The organism is Roseovarius halotolerans (assembly GCF_900172255.1).
GTDB classification, from domain to species: domain Bacteria; phylum Pseudomonadota; class Alphaproteobacteria; order Rhodobacterales; family Rhodobacteraceae; genus Roseovarius; species Roseovarius halotolerans.
Genome location: NZ_FWFU01000001.1, coordinates 175,936 through 192,003, shown reverse-complemented (window position 1 = coordinate 192,003; position 16,068 = coordinate 175,936). Strand labels below are relative to the sequence as shown.

Below are 16,068 nucleotides of genomic sequence, written 5' to 3'. Positions count from 1 at the left end.
GCGTTCAGGCCGCGCGTATACGCCGCCCGCGCCTTGCTTACAAGTGGTCTCGCTGCTCGGCCTCGCCGCGCTGCATCCTGACCGGAATCTCGCGCGCCAGCCGGATCAGGTGGGCGACATAGGGCTTGTCACCGTCTTCTTCCCGTATCGCCGCATAGAGCCTTTTGGTGACACCCTTCTGCGTCAAAGGCCGGGTCACGTAATCGCGGCTCGTGCGCAGCTCGCGCACCACCCAGTCCGGCAGCACCGCCACGCCCCGGTTCGAGGCGACCAGCAGCAGGATCACCGCCGTCAGCTCGACCTGCCGGATGGCGCGCGGCTCGACCTTGGCAGGGGTCAGCAGGGAGGTGAACACATCCAGCCGGGCGCGGTCCACCGGGTAGGTTATCAGCGTTTCGTCGCGAAAATCCTCGGCGACGACAAAGGGCTTCTGCGCCAGTGGATGCTGGCTCGAGGCCACGAAAACAGGCTCGTAATCAAAGAGCGGCTTGAAGGTGACGCCGGGCAGGTCCTCGGGATCGGAAGACACCACCAGATCGACTTCCTCCTTGCGAAGCGCAGGCAGCGCATCGAAGGCAAGGCCGGGGCGGATATCCACATCCACGTCGGGCCATGCCTTGCGGAACTGCTCGAGCACCGGAAACAGCCACTCGAAACAGGCATGACATTCGATCGCGATATGCATCCGCCCCGCCGATCCCTGCCTCAACCCGCCGAACTCGCCCTCCAGCGCCTCGACCTCAGGCAGCACCTTCTCGGCCACGCGCAGCAACCGCTGCCCCGCCGCCGACAGCTTGAGCGGCTTGGAGCGGCGCACGAACAGCTCCACCCCGGCCTGATCCTCAAGCCCCTTTATCTGATGGCTCAGCGCCGATTGGGTGATGTGCAGCAGGTCCGCCGCGCGCGCGATCCCGCCCGCCTGATGGATCGCCCGGATCGTCCTAAGATGCCGCAACTCGATATGCATATATTAGCGCGCCTCACATAGACCATGAATATTATGAAGTTGTCTCACAATGCTGCGCCTGCAACAAGAGGACAACCTGTAAAGCATGCAAGATGGATCCAGCCGATGCCCACGCCCCGCGTCTCCTTTGAATTCTTCCCCCCGAAATCGCTCGAGGCGTCGTTCCGTCTCTGGGATACGATCCACACGCTCGCGCCGCTCGATCCGCGTTTCGTTTCGGTCACGTACGGCGCTGGCGGCACCACGCGCGAACTGACCCGCGAGGCGGTCGGCACCCTGCACAAGGCCACCGGCCTCAATGTTGCGGCGCACCTGACCTGCGTCGAGGCGACCCGCGAAGAGACCCTCGCGATTGCCGATGGCTTTCACCAGGCTGGCGTCACCGAGATCGTCGCCCTGCGCGGCGACCCTCCAAAGGGTTCGGACGGCTTCACCCCGCATGCCGACGGCTTCGCCAATTCCTGCGAGCTGATCGAGGCGCTGGCCGATACCGGCAATTTCACTATCCGGGTCGGCGCCTATCCCGAGAAGCACCCCGAAGCGGCTGACACCAAGGCCGATATCGAATGGCTCAAACGCAAGATAGACGCGGGCGCCAGCGAGGCGATCACGCAGTTCTTCTTCGAGGCCGAAACGTTCTTCCGTTTCCGCGACGCCTGCGTCAAGGCGGGCATCGACGCGCCGATCATCCCCGGTGTGCTGCCGATCGAGAACTGGACCGGCGTGCGCAAGTTCGCCACTGCCTGCGGCACCGGCATTCCCGCCTGGCTGGACGATACCTTCGACAAGGCGCTGCGCGACAACCGTCAGGATCTGCTGGCCACAGCGCTGGCCACCGAGCTCTGCAGTGAACTGATCGAGGGCGGGGTCGAGGATCTGCATTTCTACACGCTGAACCGCCCGGAACTGACGCGCGACGTGTGCCACGCACTTGGCGTCTCGCCGAAGGTCAGCCTGCGCGACGTGGCTTGAGCCAAGCCGCGCCAGGCCGCATCATGCATTCTGTCCGGCCACCGGCACTTCGATGTCGCGTGGCCCGACGGTTTCGTGCAGGCGCTCGCTGGGATGCTGCCCGACGCGCCGCCGCCCCCTGAGCAGGAACACCTTGCCCCATCCCCGCCATGTGCCGACCGAAGGCGCCTCCGGGTCGGTCGGAAAACGCGTGCGCCAGCCTTCCGGCAGCGGCAACGCGCAGCTTTCGGCGCGCTCCAGCATCCAGACCAGCGGGATGTTCGAGAGCGGCCGCGCCGCGTGAAACCCGCCCAGTTGCCCGCCCACATCGCCATGCGTGCCGCGAAACCACACCTGTTCGACGCGGCCGTTCCACTCGGGGGGCGATGACCACAGCACCGGCTCGAAGACCGTTCGCGTCTCGTCCAGCGCCAGCGCATGAAAGCCATGCAGGATTGTCGGGCCAAGACGGTGATTGTGAAACGCATGCGCCTCGGCGCTCCAGCGCCACAGCATCGGCAGGCGCAGGCCAAGCGCCTTGACGGTATCCCACACCCCGACCATCTCGACCGGCGCGGCCTCGTGACAAAGCGAGGCCTTGAAATCCGCGGCCACCGGGCCGCCCGGTGCCGACTGGTAGTGGCGATAGGCGGTGACGATATTGCGCACGGTCGCGTTCTCGGCCTTCAAGAGGCCCACCCGGTCGATCACCCCGGCCAGCGAACGCACCGCATAGGCACCCCGCGAATAGCCGAACAGGAAGATCCGGTCACCCGCGCGATACCGGCTGGCAAGATAGCCATAGGCGCGCCGGATCTGCCGGTTGATGCCACGCCCCATCATCACATCCGGCGTCGTGCGCCAGTCCTGCCATTGCAACCCGGCCTCGTAATAGACCGACAGCGACGGGCCACTCATTTCGGAAAGCAGCTTATAGGTAAGACCCGCATTGCTTTCGTCGCCCTCGACCAGCGACGACATGGTGCCATCGAGGATCAGCACATGCGTGACCTGCCCGCGCGAGCGCGCCAGTCCGCTTTGCCCATGGCGCAGGCCGGGGCGCAGCAGTGCGTATAGGCGTTTAGTCCACTGGCGCCATGACATCGTTCAGCATCTTCCACACGCGATGCGGCGTGAATGGCATGTCCGCCTGCCGCACTCCCTTGTCCCACAGCGCATCGGCCACTGCATTGGCCGTCGCCGCCATCGCCCCGACCGTGCCCGCCTCGCCACAGCCCTTCATGCCCATGACATTCGCAGTCGATGGCACCGGCTCGGTCGCGAAACCGAACATCGGCACATCGTCGGCGCGCGGCATGGCATAGTCCATGAAACTTGCCGTGAGCAGCTGCCCGTCCTCGTCATGCACCACATGCTCGCACAGGGCCTGCCCGACACCCTGCACCACCCCGCCATGGATCTGCCCTTCCACCAGCATCGGGTTAATCAGATTGCCGAAATCATCGACCACCGTGTATCGCTCCAATGTAACCTTGCCGGTCTCCGGGTCGACCTCGACCTCGGCCACATGCGCGCCATTGGGGTATGAGCGCGCCGGAAGCGTTGCAGTTTCCTCATGCACCAGCAAATCGCTGCGCCCTTCGGCCCGCGCCATCGCGGCAATCTCGGTCAGGGTCGGCGTCAGGTTCGACCCCGGCACGCGGAAGCGTTCGTCGTCAAAATCGATCTCGCTTTCCGCGACCCCGGTCTTTTCTGCCAGGAAGGATGCGAAGGCCGCGATCATACTGGTAACCGTCGCCAATGTCGCGTTATTCTGCGTCGTGACCGAGCGCGACCCCCCGGTACCGCCGCCGGTCCTGATGCGGTCGCTGTCGCCCTGCACCACGCGGATCTGTTCAACCGGGATGCCGGTCTGATCCGACAGGAACTGCGCATAGACGGTCTCATGCCCCTGCCCGTTCGATTGAGTGCCCACATAGATCGACACACTGCCATCCTCGTTGAACTCGACTTTCGCCGTCTCCGAAGGATTCCCCAGAATGCTTTCGATATAGTAACAGAGGCCCAAGCCCCTCAGCCGCCCGCGTGCGACGCTTTCGGCCTTGCGCGCCGCGAACCCGGCGCGATCGCATTCCGCTTCGGCGCGGTCCAGCACGCGATGGAAATCCCCCACATCATAGGTCTCCCCCGTGGCCGAGACATAGGGAAAGGCTTCGCTGGCGATGAAATTACGCCGGTGCAGATCCCATGTGTCGACGCCCAGTTCGCGCGCGGCGCGGTCCATGATGCGTTCCAGCGCATAGATCGCCTCGGGTCGTCCGGCCCCGCGATAGGCATCGACCTGCGTGGTGTTGGTAAAGAATCCTTCCACATGCAGGAACGCATCCTGCACGTCATAGACCCCCATCAAGACCTTGGAAAAGAGATCCGTCTGGATGCCCTGCCCCATCGTGCTGCAATAGGCGCCCAGATCCACCCGGCTGTCGACACGGTAGGCGGTGATCCTCAGATCCCCGTCAAACGCCAGCGTCAGATCGTGATCGAGACCCCGGCCCGCATTGTCGCTCAGCATGGTTTCGCCCCGATCCGCCATCCAGCGCACCGGCTGGCCCAATTGGCGGGCGGCGTGGGCCACCAGGTAGGTTTCGGGGTAATCCATCGCCTTGGTGCCGAAACCGCCGCCGACATCGGGGTTGGTCACGCGGATATCCTCGGCATCCATGTTCAGCACCCGTGCAAGATTGCGCTTGGTGCCCCAGACGCCCTGACCGTTCACCGCAAGGTGCAGGCGGTTGCCCTGGATTTCGGCATAGCAGCCGCGCGGCTCCATCGGGTTGGCGATGATCCGGTTGTCATGCACCGTCATCCGCACCACATGCTTGGCCTTGCCGATCGCCGCCTCCACGGCCGCCTCATCGCCCATGCCCCAGTCAAAGGCGCGGTTCTCGGGCGCCTCTTCATGCAGGGGCTCGCCTCCCGGCCCGATCTCCATATGGGCGGTCAGGTCGTCGTAATCGAACGCGATCATCTCGGCCGCATCGCGGGCCGCTGCCAACGTGTCGGCGACGATCATCGCCACCGGCTCGCCCACGAAACGCACGCGGTCTTCGGCCAGGATCGGGCGGCGCGGGGCTGCCGCCGGGGTGCCGTCCTGGTTCTTCACGGTGTTGAAGGCCATCGCTTCGGTGATCCCGCCCGCGGCCAGATCCGCCGCCGTCAGCACAAGGCGCACGCCGGGCGCGGCGCGGGCCTCCTCGACATCCAGCCCGCTGATGCGTGCATGCGCCACCGGCGCACGCAGCACATGCGCGACCAGCGCGCCCTTGGGTGCGATATCGTCGACGTAGCGTCCCTGCCCGGTCAGAAACCGCCCGTCTTCCAGGCGCCTGACCGGCTGACTTTTCCCGAATTTTTCCATGCTCTGCCCTTTCGCGCGGTCTCGCCCCGGACCCTAACGGGCGAGACGCGCATGTCCAGAGCCCGTCAGGTCAGAGACGCCACCGTGACCGATCCGCCCAAACCGTAACCGTTGAACCGGGTGGTCAGGCTGCGTGAATAGGCACCCATGCCGTCAAACAGCACATAATCGCCCTCTTCCATATCACCGGGCAGCGGCAACGCATCGGGCAGGCGGTCGATACTGTCACAGGTCGGGCCAAAAACCACGCGCGCCACGGGCGGCGCACGGCGCACCGCGCCTTCGGGCGACAAAACCCGGACCCGCCCTGGCGCGCCGATATCGCGAATCTCGGTCAACCCGCCATAGATTCCATCGTTCAGGAAAACCGATCCGTTCTCGCGCAGCGCCTTGACGCGCGCCGCCAGCGAAAAGGCATCCGCCACCATTGCGCGGCCCGGCTCGCATACCAGATCGGGTGCATCGGCGCCAAAACAGCGCGTTGTCTCGGCGCGGATATGGTCAAATATCGCCTCGAGATCGGGCGCCGCCCCGCCCCTGTGCGAGGCAAAACCGCCACCCACATTCAGGCGTGCCAGGCGCACGCCAGCCGCCCGCGCGACATCCGCCGCGACCGCGATATAGCTTCCCCAGGCCGCGGGGTCAGCGCATTGCGTGCCGGGGTGAAAGGTGATCGAGGGCACGAAACCGCGCGCCGCGACCTCGCGCAGGAGGGTTTCGGCGCGCTCCGGTCCGACGCCGAACTTCTCGCCGAAATCATAGGCCGCCCCGGCCACCGGCAGCGCCAGCCGCACGGTGATTTCCGTGGATTTCGGCAGAACCGACAGCTTGTCCAATTCCCGCGCGCAATCCACCGAGGCCGACGCCACGCCAAGCGCGCGCGCCACCGTCACTTCCTCGGGCGAGCGCACGGGGTTGTTGTAATGCAGAACCGCATCCGGGCAGACCGCCCGCACCGCATACATCTCGCGCGGGCTGGCCACATCGAAGGCGCGGATGCCAGCGGCAACCAGGTTGGCCAGCACCTCTTCCTCCGCATTCGCCTTGACGGCATAGGTCACCAGCCCGTCGAACCCGGCCTGAAACCGCCGCGCCATCGACTGAAGCGCCGCCGGGCTGAAATACAACAGCGCCGTGTCGGGCAGATGGCGAACGATATGGGCGGCTGGATCGGGCCAGTTCGGTGTTTCGCGCATGAAGGGTCCTGTCGCTTTGCTCGTTTTCTTGAGTGTGGCGGCAAAAGCTGTCGATTCCGCGCGTCGATTTGTGTAATCTGACTCTTATCACCGTCATAATGACGAAAGAGCGATGCAAACAGACGAAACCGATCAGGCCCTTCTGGACCTTCTGGCCGACAACGCCCGCACGCCCGTCGCTACGCTGGCGCGGCGGCTGGGGCTGGCGCGCACCACCGTTCAGGCGCGGCTCGATCGGCTCGAATCCTCGGGCGTGATCGAAGGCTACACCCTGCGCCTTGCCGACCGGCTGCGCGCGCCCTTGCGCGCAACCGCCCTTGTCAGCATCGAACCGCGCAGCGCACCGGCGGTCCTGGCGCGGCTGCGCTCGCTGCCCGATGTGCGCACGGTGCATACCACGTCGGGGCGTTTCGACCTGATCGTCGGGATTGAAGCCGCCACCACCGAGGCCCTCGACGACACGCTTGACCGCATCGGCGAAACCCGCGGCGTCAAGGGCTCCGAAAGCCTGATCCAACTGTCCACCAAGCTCGACCGCCGGGCTTAACGCCTGAGCCAGCCCAGCATCCGGAAGACTCCGAACAGCGCCACCCCGACGATGACAATCCCCGCCGTGACGACCCAGAAGGCGCGCGGGTCGTCGGCCCCCGGGATGCCGCCCACATTGATCCCCAACAGCCCGGTCAACAGACCGAGCGGCAGGAAGATCGCCGCGACCACCGACAGGATCAGCATCTGCTGGTTCATCACCTCTGAGCGGTGCTCCATGATCTGATCCTGCACCACCTGCGCGCGGTCGCGAATCGCGTCCAGTTCCTCGGACAGGCGGGTGACGCGCTCGACCGCCTCGCGCAGGCGGCTGCGATCCTCATGGGTCAGCCAGGGCAGGTCCTCGATCTCGAAGGTGCTCAGCGCATCGCGCTGCGGCGCGATGTGGCGGCGCAGCTTGATCGCCATGCGCCGCACATCCCCCAGATCCGCGCGTGAAACCGCCCAGGGTCCCTGATCGACTTTCTCCTCGATATCGTCGATCCGCTCGTTCAGCCCGGCGATCACCGGTTCCGCCCTGTCCGCCAGCCGCAACGCCAGCCGCGCCACCAGATCGCCGCTGCGCACCGGACCCTGCCCGCGCAAGGCGGCCTCCCACACGTCGCCCGCCGCCATCAGGCGGCGCAACTGCGCCGAGACGATCTCGCGCCCGGTGATCCACAGACGCACCGAGACCATGTCCTCGACCTCGTCGCCGGGATTGAGGTTGACGCCGCGCAGGTTCATCAGCGCGCCCTCGCCATGCACGGTGCAGCGCGGCCTTGTATCCTGCGCCCCAAGCGCCGCCACCACCAGCGGATCAAGCCCCGACCGCGCCAGCCATTCAGCCCCTTCCGCCTGCGACAGATCCACCCTTGTCCAGCGCAGAACACCCGCGTCAGGCGCGCCGCCACCCGGTTCCACCGCATGGCCCTGCCCCGCCTCGTCCATGTCGATCGCTTGCACAGCCTGCACGGCGCTCTCCTTCTTGCGGCCCCCGACCTTGGCGCAGCATGACGCCACAGCGCAATAAATTCCAGCGCCAGCCTTTCCCTTGGCCAACGCATTCGCTAGAGACGATCCCGACCAAGGACATTCCGCAGGACAGACCCCAATGGCGATGGAAAAGACCTTCAACGCAGCCCAGGCCGAGGGCCGCATCTATGACGCATGGGAACAGGCGGGCGCCTTCAAGGCGGGCGCCAATGCCGCCCCCGGCGCCGAAAGCTTCTGCATCATGATCCCGCCGCCCAACGTGACGGGCTCGCTGCATATGGGTCATGCCTTCAACAACACCCTGCAGGACATCCTGATCCGCTGGCACCGGATGCGCGGCTTCGACACGCTCTGGCAGCCGGGCCAGGATCATGCCGGTATCGCCACGCAGATGGTGGTCGAACGCAAGCTGGCCGCCGAAGGCAATGCCGGCCGCCGTGAACTCGGGCGCGACAAGTTCCTTGAAAAGGTCTGGGAGTGGAAACAGGAATCCGGCGGCACGATCATCAATCAGTTGAAGCGCCTCGGCGCCTCCTGCGACTGGTCGCGCAACGCCTTCACCATGTCCGGCGCGCCCGGCGCCCCGGCGGGCGAAGAGGGCAATTTCCACGACGCCGTGATCAAGGTCTTCGTGGACATGTACAACAAGGGCCTGATCTATCGCGGCAAGCGGCTGGTCAACTGGGACCCGCATTTTGAAACCGCGATTTCCGATCTCGAGGTCGAGAACATCGAGAACCCCGGCCATATGTGGCATTTCAAATACCCGCTGGCTGGGGGCGAGACCTATACCTATGTCGAGCGCGACGAGGACGGCAACGTGCTGTTCGAGGAAGAGCGCGACTACATCTCCATCGCCACCACCCGGCCCGAAACCATGCTGGGCGACGGTGCCGTCGCGGTTCACCCCTCGGATGAACGCTATGCGCCGATCATCGGCAAACTCTGCGAAATTCCCGTCGGTCCCAAGGAACATCGCCGCCTGATCCCGATCATCACCGACGAGTATCCCGACCCCGATTTCGGCTCGGGCGCGGTCAAGATCACCGGCGCGCATGACTTCAACGACTACGAGGTCGCCAAACGCGGCAACATCCCGATGTATCGCCTGATGGATACCAAGGCGCATCTGCGTGACGATGGCGCGCCCTATGCCGAAGCCGCCGCCCGCGCGCAGCAGATCGCCAACGGCGCCGAGTTTACCATCGAAGAGGTCGACAGCCTCAACCTCGTGCCCGACCACCTGCGCGGACTCGACCGTTTCGAGGCCCGCCAGAAGGTGGTCGACGAAATCACCCATGAGGGCCTCGCCGTCATGGTGCCGGAAAACGACCCGCGCCTCGGCAAGGCCGCGCATACCCCCGTCGCGCCCGAAGAGGGCGGTGACCCGCGCGAAGACTCCGAGGTGCCACTGGTCGAATCCAAGCCGATCATGCAGCCCTTCGGTGATCGCTCGAAGGTCGTGATCGAACCGATGCTGACCGACCAGTGGTTCGTCGACACCGCCAAGATCGTCGGCCCCGCGCTTGATGCCGTGCGCTCGGGTGAGGTGACGATCATGCCCGAAAGCGACCGCAAGGTGTATTTCCACTGGCTGGAAAACATCGAGCCCTGGTGCATCTCACGCCAGCTCTGGTGGGGGCATCAGATTCCGGTATGGTATGACGAGGACGGCAAGCAATACTGCGCCGCCACCGAAGAGGACGCGCGTGCGCTGGCGGGCGACAAAGTGCTGACCCGCGACCCCGACGTGCTCGATACATGGTTCTCGTCGGGCCTCTGGCCCATCGGCACGCTTGGCTGGCCCGAACAGACACCCGAGCTGGAGAAGTACTTTCCGACCAGCGTGCTGGTCACCGGCTTTGATATCATCTTCTTCTGGGTCGCCCGGATGATGATGATGCAATATGCCGTGGTCGGGCAGAAACCCTTCAGCCATGTCTATGTTCATGCCCTCGTGCGTGACGAGAAGGGCAAGAAGATGTCCAAGTCCTTGGGCAACGTTCTGGATCCGCTCGAACTCATCGACGATTACGGCGCGGACGCGGTGCGCTTCACCCTGACGGCGATGGCCGCCATGGGCCGCGATCTCAAACTCTCGCCGCAGCGCATCGCCGGCTACCGCAATTTCGCTACCAAGATCTGGAACGCCGCGCGTTTCGCCGAAATGAACGGCGCAACGGGCAGCGACGGGCAGGTTCCCAAACCCGAAGCCACTGTGAACAAGTGGATCGTCGGCGAAACCGCCAAGGTGCGCGAAACGGTGGACGAGGCGCTTCAGAACTTCCGCTTCAACGATGCCGCCAATGCGCTTTACGCCTTTGTCTGGGGCCGGGTCTGCAGCTGGTATGTCGAACTCTCCAAGCCGCTTCTCTTGGACGGGGACGAGGCGACCAAGGCTGAAACACAGGCCACGATGGCTTGGGTCATGGATCAATGCCTGATCCTTCTGCATCCGATCATGCCCTATGTCACCGAAGAGCTGTGGGGCATTCTGGGTGAGCGCCAGAAGATGCTGATCCACGCCGACTGGCCCGACTACCGCGCCGCCGACCTTGTCGATGCACAGGCCGACCGCGAAATGAACTGGGTGATTTCGGTGATCGAACAGATCCGCTCGGCGCGCGCGCAGGTGCATGTGCCTGCCGGTCTCTACATCCCGGTGCTGTGCAACGAACTCGATGATGCCGGCAAAGAGGCCTGGGCGCGCAACGAGGTGATGATCAAGCGCATCGCGCGCATCGACAGCCTCAGCCGCGTCGACAGCCTGCCCAAGGGCTGCATCACGGTCACCGTCGAAGGCGGCAATTTCGGCCTGCCCGTCGCCGAGATCATCGATGTCGCCGAGGAAAAGGAACGGCTCGAAAAGACCCTCGGCAAGCTCGAAAAGGAACTTGGCGGTCTGCGCGGGCGGCTCAACAACCCCAAATTCGTCGAAAGCGCCCCCGAGGATGTGGTCGAGGAAGCCCGCGAAAACCTCGCCCTGCGCGAGGAAGAAGAAGGCAAGCTGCGCGCCGCGCTCGACCGTCTCGCCGAACTGGGCTGAAGCCGCTACGCCACCGACCTGATACCGACGCGATACCGACGTGATGCCGAAGCCCGATTTCCGGGCTTCGGCCCGCCCCGCTTGCACATCGCGCGCCGATACCGTTAGCTGCGCCCATGACCGAACCACGCTATACCGACCTTGTTCAGACCCTCCCCGCCAACGTGCCTTTCGTCGGCCCCGAGGAACAGGAACGCGCCCGCGGCGCGCCTTTTCGCGCACGACTCGGCGCAAATGAAAGCCTGTTCGGCCCCTCCCCCGCCGCCGTCAAAGCGATGCAGGCCGAGGCGCTCGAAACCTGGAAATACGGCGACCCTTCCAGCCATGACCTGCGCGCCGCGCTGGCCGCCGGGATCGGCTGTGACGTTGAAAATATCCTTGTAGGAGAAGGGATTGATGGGCTTCTCGGCAATCTCGTGCGGCTGCTGGTGGCGCCGGGCGACGCGGTAGTCACATCCGACGGCGCCTATCCGACTTTCAACTATCACGTCGCCGGATTCGGCGGTGCGCTGCACAAGGTCCCCTACCGCGACGATCACGAAGACCCCGCCGCCCTGTTAACAAAGGCGAAAGAGGTTGATGCCAAGCTCGTCTACCTTGCCAATCCCGACAACCCGATGGGCAGCTGGCATTCCGGCAGCGACATTCGCACCGCGCTGGATGACCTGCCCGAGGGCTGTCTGTTGCTGCTCGACGAGGCCTATATCGAGTTCGCCCCCGAAGGCACGGCTGCGGCGATAGACGCGGATGACCCGCGCGTTATAAAAATGCGCACGTTTTCAAAGGCTTACGGCATGGCCGGGGCGCGTATCGGCTATGCGATAGGGGCGCGCGGCCTGATCCGCAGTTTCGACAAGATCCGCAACCATTTCGGCATGAACCGGATGGCGCAGGCAGGGGCTTTGGCGGCCTTTGACGATGCGGCGTGGCTCTTGCATGTGCAAGGCGAAGTGGCCCGCGCCCGCGACCGTATCGCCTTGATCGCGCAGGAAAATGGCCTGCGCGCCCTGCCCTCGGCAACCAATTTCGTCGCCGTGGATTGCGGCGCCGATGGCGCTTTCGCCAGCGCTGTTCTGGAGGCTTTGGTGGCGCGCGGCGTTTTCGTGCGCAAACCCTTCGTCGCCCCCCAGGATCGCTGCATCCGCATCAGCTGCGGGCGCCCCCAAGACCTTGACGTGCTGGCCGAGGTCCTGCCCGAGGCACTGTCAGCCGCGCGAGGCTGATCCACCACGGCACGAAGAATTTACGCCGCCAATCGTCCACGCTGCGCTAAACTTAGGCATGAGACGTGGAATCCTGCCCAAGGCACCCAATTACACCAACGCTGCCCTGATCATGGGGCTGGTGAATTTGCTTTGGATTTTCATTGTCTTATGGGGAACACTCGGCTTTGCCGCCGTCTGCGCGGCAGGTTATGGGCTGAATCTGCTGATCTCGCGACTGGCGCGGCGCGCCCGTTATTCAGGCCGCCGCAATCACCCCTGACGCCGCCTCCAGCGCGCCATGGCCATGCGGAATATCCAGCGCCACGAGCCCCGCCTGCACCGCACCCAGCATCCCCTGCACCATATGGGCGTTCACGTGACCCATATGCCCGATGCGGAAAAACCCGTGCCAGGCCGGATCGCCCGGCTCGGCCATTCCCAGCCCGATCCCCAGCGTGACACCCGCCTTCTCCTGCACCCATGAGCGCAGCGCAGTACCATGCGGCGCCCCGATCCGCAGCGCCGTCACCGCGTGGCTGCGCAACCCCTTGTCGGCCACGTTCAACGCCAGCGGGCCATCCTCGGCCCATGTGTCACAGGCCGCCCAGATCGCCTGCGCGAGCCGCGCATGACGCGCCCAGACGGCCTCGATCCCCTCGGCGTGGATCATGTCCAACGCCGCGCGCAGCCCGAAAATGTGATGGGTCGGCGCTGTGCCGCCGAAATACTGGTAAAACAACGCCGGATCGGCGCGCGGCACCCAGTCCCAATAGCGGCTGACCAGTTCGCGACGCGCCCGCGCTTCAGCAGCCCTGTCGCCGAAATAAACGAATGCCAGGCCCGGCGGCACCATCAACCCCTTCTGGCTGCCGGCGACCATCACATCGACCCCCCAGGCGTCCATCTCGAAACGGTCACATGCCAGCGATGCAATACAATCCGCCATCAAGAGCGCCGGATGCCCGGCCGCGTCCATCGCGGCGCGAATGGCCGGAATATCGTTGCGGATCGACGTCGATGTATCCACATGCGTGATCATCACCGCCTTGATTTGATGGGCGGAATCGGCCCTCAGCAAGGTTTCGATCCGGCCGGGGTCGACCGGGGATTGCTTACCGAAATCTTCAAGTTCGACCTTGATACCCAGGCCCGACGCGACCTCGGCCCAGCCATGCCCAAAGCGCCCCGTGGCAGGCACGAGAACCTTGTCACCCGGCGCGAGCACATTGGTCAGAGCCGCTTCCCATGCACCATGCCCATTGCTGATATAGATCGCGACATGCTTCTCGGTCCGCGCCACCCGTTTCAAATCATCGATCAGTGCGGGCATCATGTCGATCAGCTCGCCCTCGTAGATATTGGGCGCCGCGCGATGCATTTCGCGCAAGACCGCGTCGGGGACCACGGAGGGCCCCGGAATGGCCAGGTATGGGCGGCCGTTTCTGAGCGTCATGCTTCTTGTCTCCTGAATTCGCCGGCCGACATTACGCCGCTCGCCGCTGCCGTCAATCGCCGCGACAGCTTGCCTTGGCGACGCTCTCCGCCTACATGGGGCTTTCGGGTAAAAGGTCAGGCCGCACGGAGCGCATTCCCCACATGAAACTCATCAAACGGATCGTCGATTGGGAGCGTTCGGTGCGGGCATCGTATGACACGGATCTGTCCACCCCCGAAAACCGTCGCCGCGCGCATATCTACAATCTGTGGTTCGATCACGCGATTCTGCGCAAGGTCTGGACCAATTTCTATCCGGTCGCGCCGGGTGTCTATCGCTCGAACCAACCCACGCATGAACGCTTCGTCAGGCTTCGGGACCAGGGGATCAAGACGATCCTCAATCTGCGCGGCGCTGGCGGCGCGGCGCACTACCTTGTCGAAGAGGAAAGCTGCCGTGACCTTGGCCTGACGCTGGTGAACGTCAATCTCAGGGCCCGCCATGCCGCGCCCCGGCGCGAGATCAAGGCGCTGATCCGGGCCTTCCGGGAAATCGAGAAACCCTTTGTCATGCACTGTAAATCCGGTGCCGACCGCGCCGGTTTCGCCGCGGCCATCTATCTTCTGGTGATTGAGGGGCGATCGATTCGCGAAGCCCGCAAGATGCTGAGCGTGAAATATATTCACTTCAGATGGTCGCGCACCGGCATCCTCGACTACATCCTGGATCGCTACGAAGCCGCCCACAAAGAAACCGGCGTCGATTTTGAAAGCTGGCTGCATACGGATTACCGGTCCGTCCCGATGCAGGAAGCCTATGAAGCGACGCACAAGCCGATCTTCTGAGCCTCAGTAACGCCGTGCCAGGTCCTCGGGCCTCGCGCCCATCAGATAGCGCATGAGTAGCACGAGGTTTCGCGCGCCCCGGCTGAACCACCCGGCCTGACGATAGCGCGCCGCGCTTGTGGTCACCTTGCCGGGCAATCGGCGCATGCGTTTGCCAAGCACCCGGACAATGGCGACATCCTCCATCAGCGCAATATCGGGATACCCGCCGACCGCGTCATACTCTCTACGCGAAATCAGCAAGCCTTGGTCGCCATAGGGTAGGTGAAACACCCATGAGCGCAGATTGGCCCAGCTCGCAACCCACGCCGGGGCAAAGCCCGCCGCATCGTATCGGAGGCCGAAAAAGGCCGGGCGTCCATCTTCCATCTGCGCGCGCACCATCGTCGCCCAACCGCTTGGCAAGACAGTATCTGCATGCAGGAACAACAGCCAACTCCCGCCCGCTGCCGCTGCCCCCCGGCCAAGCTGCCCGCCGCGCGAAGCCTCGCCCGTAACCACCACCGCCCCTGCCTCATCGGCGATCTCCAATGTCGCATCCTTCGAGCCACCATCCGAAATGATCAACTCGCGGATCAAACCCTCCTGCAAGCCCTCGGCCAAAGCGGGCAAGGCGCGCCCCAACCCCTCCGCCGCATCGAGGGTCGGGATCACGATCGAGAGTTCTGCACGCATCCACACCCCCTGTTGTCTCACGCGTCATGACCTATATTACAGGACGAAACGCGACGGGAGTGGCAATGACACGCACGATCCTCGAAATCACCGGCACGGAGGCGCAGGATTTTCTGCAAGGGCTGGTCACCAATGATCTTGGCAAGCTTGATCAGGGGCTGGTTTATGCGGCGATGTTGACGCCCCAAGGCAAGTATCTGGCCGATTTCTTCCTTTCGCGCCAGGGCGATACAATTCTCCTGGATGTCGACGACAGCCTTGCCGAAAGCCTGCTCAAACGGCTCAACATGTATAAGCTACGCGCCGATGTGGCGATTTCGCAGAGCAGCCTGAATCTCATGCGTGGCACCGGCCCCGCCCCCGAGAATGCGCTGAATGACCCACGTCATCCCGATATGGGCTGGCGCCTTTATGGCGAGAAGGCGGGCGATGACGGCACCGACTGGGACGCGATCCGCGTGGCGCATTGCATTCCGGAAACCGGCATCGAGCTGACGCCCGACAGCTTCATCCTGGAGGCCGGGTTCGAGCGGCTGAACGGAGTCGATTTCCGCAAGGGTTGCTATGTCGGCCAAGAGGTCACCGCGCGAATGAAACACAAGACCGAACTGCGCAAGGGTCTTGCCGGGGTCGAGGTCGCGGGCGAAGCGCCCATCGGCACGCCGATCACGAAGGATGGCAAAGCCGTCGGCACGCTCTTCACGCAATCAGGCGGCAGGGGTATCGCCTATCTTCGCTTTGATCGCGCCACGGGCGATCTGGAGGCGGGCGACGCGACGCTGCGTTACACACCACAAGAAATCGGGCGCGGCTGAACACCGCGCCCGACAACTTGACTGACCGGC

At 64.4% G+C, this 16,068-nt stretch carries 14 protein-coding genes; 7 read left to right on the top strand and 7 right to left on the bottom strand.

Features of this window, described 5'->3' with window-relative positions; translation table 11 throughout:
- Positions 1-37 precede the first annotated feature (37 nt).
- On the bottom strand, positions 38-967 hold the full coding sequence (locus ROH8110_RS00975; RefSeq protein WP_085815926.1) for a LysR family transcriptional regulator: 930 nt from the start codon (positions 965-967) through the stop codon (positions 38-40).
- Positions 968-1,072: 105 nt separating this feature from the next.
- Here ROH8110_RS00975 and metF point away from each other — a divergent pair, with 105 nt between their 5' ends.
- Complete coding sequence (metF, locus tag ROH8110_RS00970) at positions 1,073-1,939, top strand: methylenetetrahydrofolate reductase [NAD(P)H] (protein WP_085815925.1); 867 nt, start codon at positions 1,073-1,075, stop codon at positions 1,937-1,939.
- A 21-nt stretch (positions 1,940-1,960) separates the two neighbouring features.
- Here the strand turns inward: metF and ROH8110_RS00965 are convergent, their stop codons facing one another.
- From ROH8110_RS00965 to ROH8110_RS00955, 3 genes are all read right to left on the bottom strand, one after another.
- A complete protein-coding gene (locus ROH8110_RS00965; RefSeq protein WP_085815924.1) occupies positions 1,961-3,022 on the bottom strand; it encodes a T6SS phospholipase effector Tle1-like catalytic domain-containing protein in 1,062 nt (353 codons plus the stop codon).
- Positions 3,000-5,297, bottom strand: a complete 2,298-nt coding sequence (locus tag ROH8110_RS00960) for a xanthine dehydrogenase family protein molybdopterin-binding subunit (RefSeq protein ID WP_085815923.1) — start codon at positions 5,295-5,297, stop codon at positions 3,000-3,002. The genes ROH8110_RS00965 and ROH8110_RS00960 overlap by 23 nt, the downstream gene beginning before the upstream one ends.
- A 65-nt stretch (positions 5,298-5,362) precedes the next feature.
- Positions 5,363-6,493: a type III PLP-dependent enzyme gene (locus ROH8110_RS00955; protein ID WP_085815922.1), complete on the bottom strand. Its 1,131-nt coding sequence runs from the start codon at positions 6,491-6,493 to the stop codon at positions 5,363-5,365.
- A 112-nt stretch (positions 6,494-6,605) separates the two neighbouring features.
- On the opposite strand from ROH8110_RS00955, the gene ROH8110_RS00950 reads away from it, so the two are divergent.
- Complete coding sequence (locus tag ROH8110_RS00950) at positions 6,606-7,040, top strand: Lrp/AsnC family transcriptional regulator (protein ID WP_085815921.1); 435 nt, start codon at positions 6,606-6,608, stop codon at positions 7,038-7,040.
- On the opposite strand, the gene ROH8110_RS00945 is transcribed toward ROH8110_RS00950, so the two are convergent.
- On the bottom strand, positions 7,037-7,996 hold the full coding sequence (locus ROH8110_RS00945; protein ID WP_245962780.1) for a zinc transporter ZntB: 960 nt from the start codon (positions 7,994-7,996) through the stop codon (positions 7,037-7,039). The two genes, ROH8110_RS00950 and ROH8110_RS00945, sit on opposite strands and share 4 nt — an antisense overlap.
- A 139-nt stretch (positions 7,997-8,135) precedes the next feature.
- Here ROH8110_RS00945 and ROH8110_RS00940 point away from each other — a divergent pair, with 139 nt between their 5' ends.
- The 3 genes from ROH8110_RS00940 (at position 8,136) to ROH8110_RS18805 (ending at position 12,548) form a co-directional block, all read left to right on the top strand.
- A complete protein-coding gene (locus ROH8110_RS00940; RefSeq protein WP_085815920.1) occupies positions 8,136-11,063 on the top strand; it encodes a valine--tRNA ligase in 2,928 nt (975 codons plus the stop codon).
- A gap of 116 nt (positions 11,064-11,179) precedes the next feature.
- The gene (locus ROH8110_RS00935) at positions 11,180-12,286 is read left to right on the top strand and encodes a pyridoxal phosphate-dependent aminotransferase (protein ID WP_085815919.1); all 1,107 of its coding nucleotides are present in this window, start codon (positions 11,180-11,182) and stop codon (positions 12,284-12,286) included.
- Positions 12,287-12,344: 58 nt separating this feature from the next.
- Positions 12,345-12,548, top strand: coding sequence for a hypothetical protein (locus ROH8110_RS18805; RefSeq protein ID WP_217808218.1), 204 nt, complete (start codon positions 12,345-12,347; stop codon positions 12,546-12,548).
- Here ROH8110_RS18805 and ROH8110_RS00925 read toward each other — a convergent pair.
- Positions 12,525-13,721, bottom strand: coding sequence for a pyridoxal-phosphate-dependent aminotransferase family protein (locus ROH8110_RS00925; protein ID WP_085815918.1), 1,197 nt, complete (start codon positions 13,719-13,721; stop codon positions 12,525-12,527). The genes ROH8110_RS18805 and ROH8110_RS00925 overlap by 24 nt on opposite strands.
- A gap of 143 nt (positions 13,722-13,864) precedes the next feature.
- Here ROH8110_RS00925 and ROH8110_RS00920 point away from each other — a divergent pair, with 143 nt between their 5' ends.
- Entirely contained in the window at positions 13,865-14,548 is a 684-nt protein-coding gene (locus ROH8110_RS00920) for a fused DSP-PTPase phosphatase/NAD kinase-like protein (protein ID WP_085815917.1), read from the top strand.
- A 3-nt stretch (positions 14,549-14,551) separates the two neighbouring features.
- Here the strand turns inward: ROH8110_RS00920 and ROH8110_RS00915 are convergent, their stop codons facing one another.
- The gene (locus tag ROH8110_RS00915) at positions 14,552-15,223 is read right to left on the bottom strand and encodes a TIGR04283 family arsenosugar biosynthesis glycosyltransferase (protein ID WP_085815916.1); all 672 of its coding nucleotides are present in this window, start codon (positions 15,221-15,223) and stop codon (positions 14,552-14,554) included.
- Positions 15,224-15,288: 65 nt separating this feature from the next.
- Here ROH8110_RS00915 and ygfZ point away from each other — a divergent pair, with 65 nt between their 5' ends.
- Positions 15,289-16,038 carry a CAF17-like 4Fe-4S cluster assembly/insertion protein YgfZ gene (ygfZ, locus tag ROH8110_RS00910; protein WP_085815915.1) on the top strand — a complete coding sequence of 250 codons (750 nt, stop codon included), beginning with the start codon at positions 15,289-15,291 and terminating at the stop codon, positions 16,036-16,038.
- Positions 16,039-16,068: the final 30 nt, after the last annotated feature.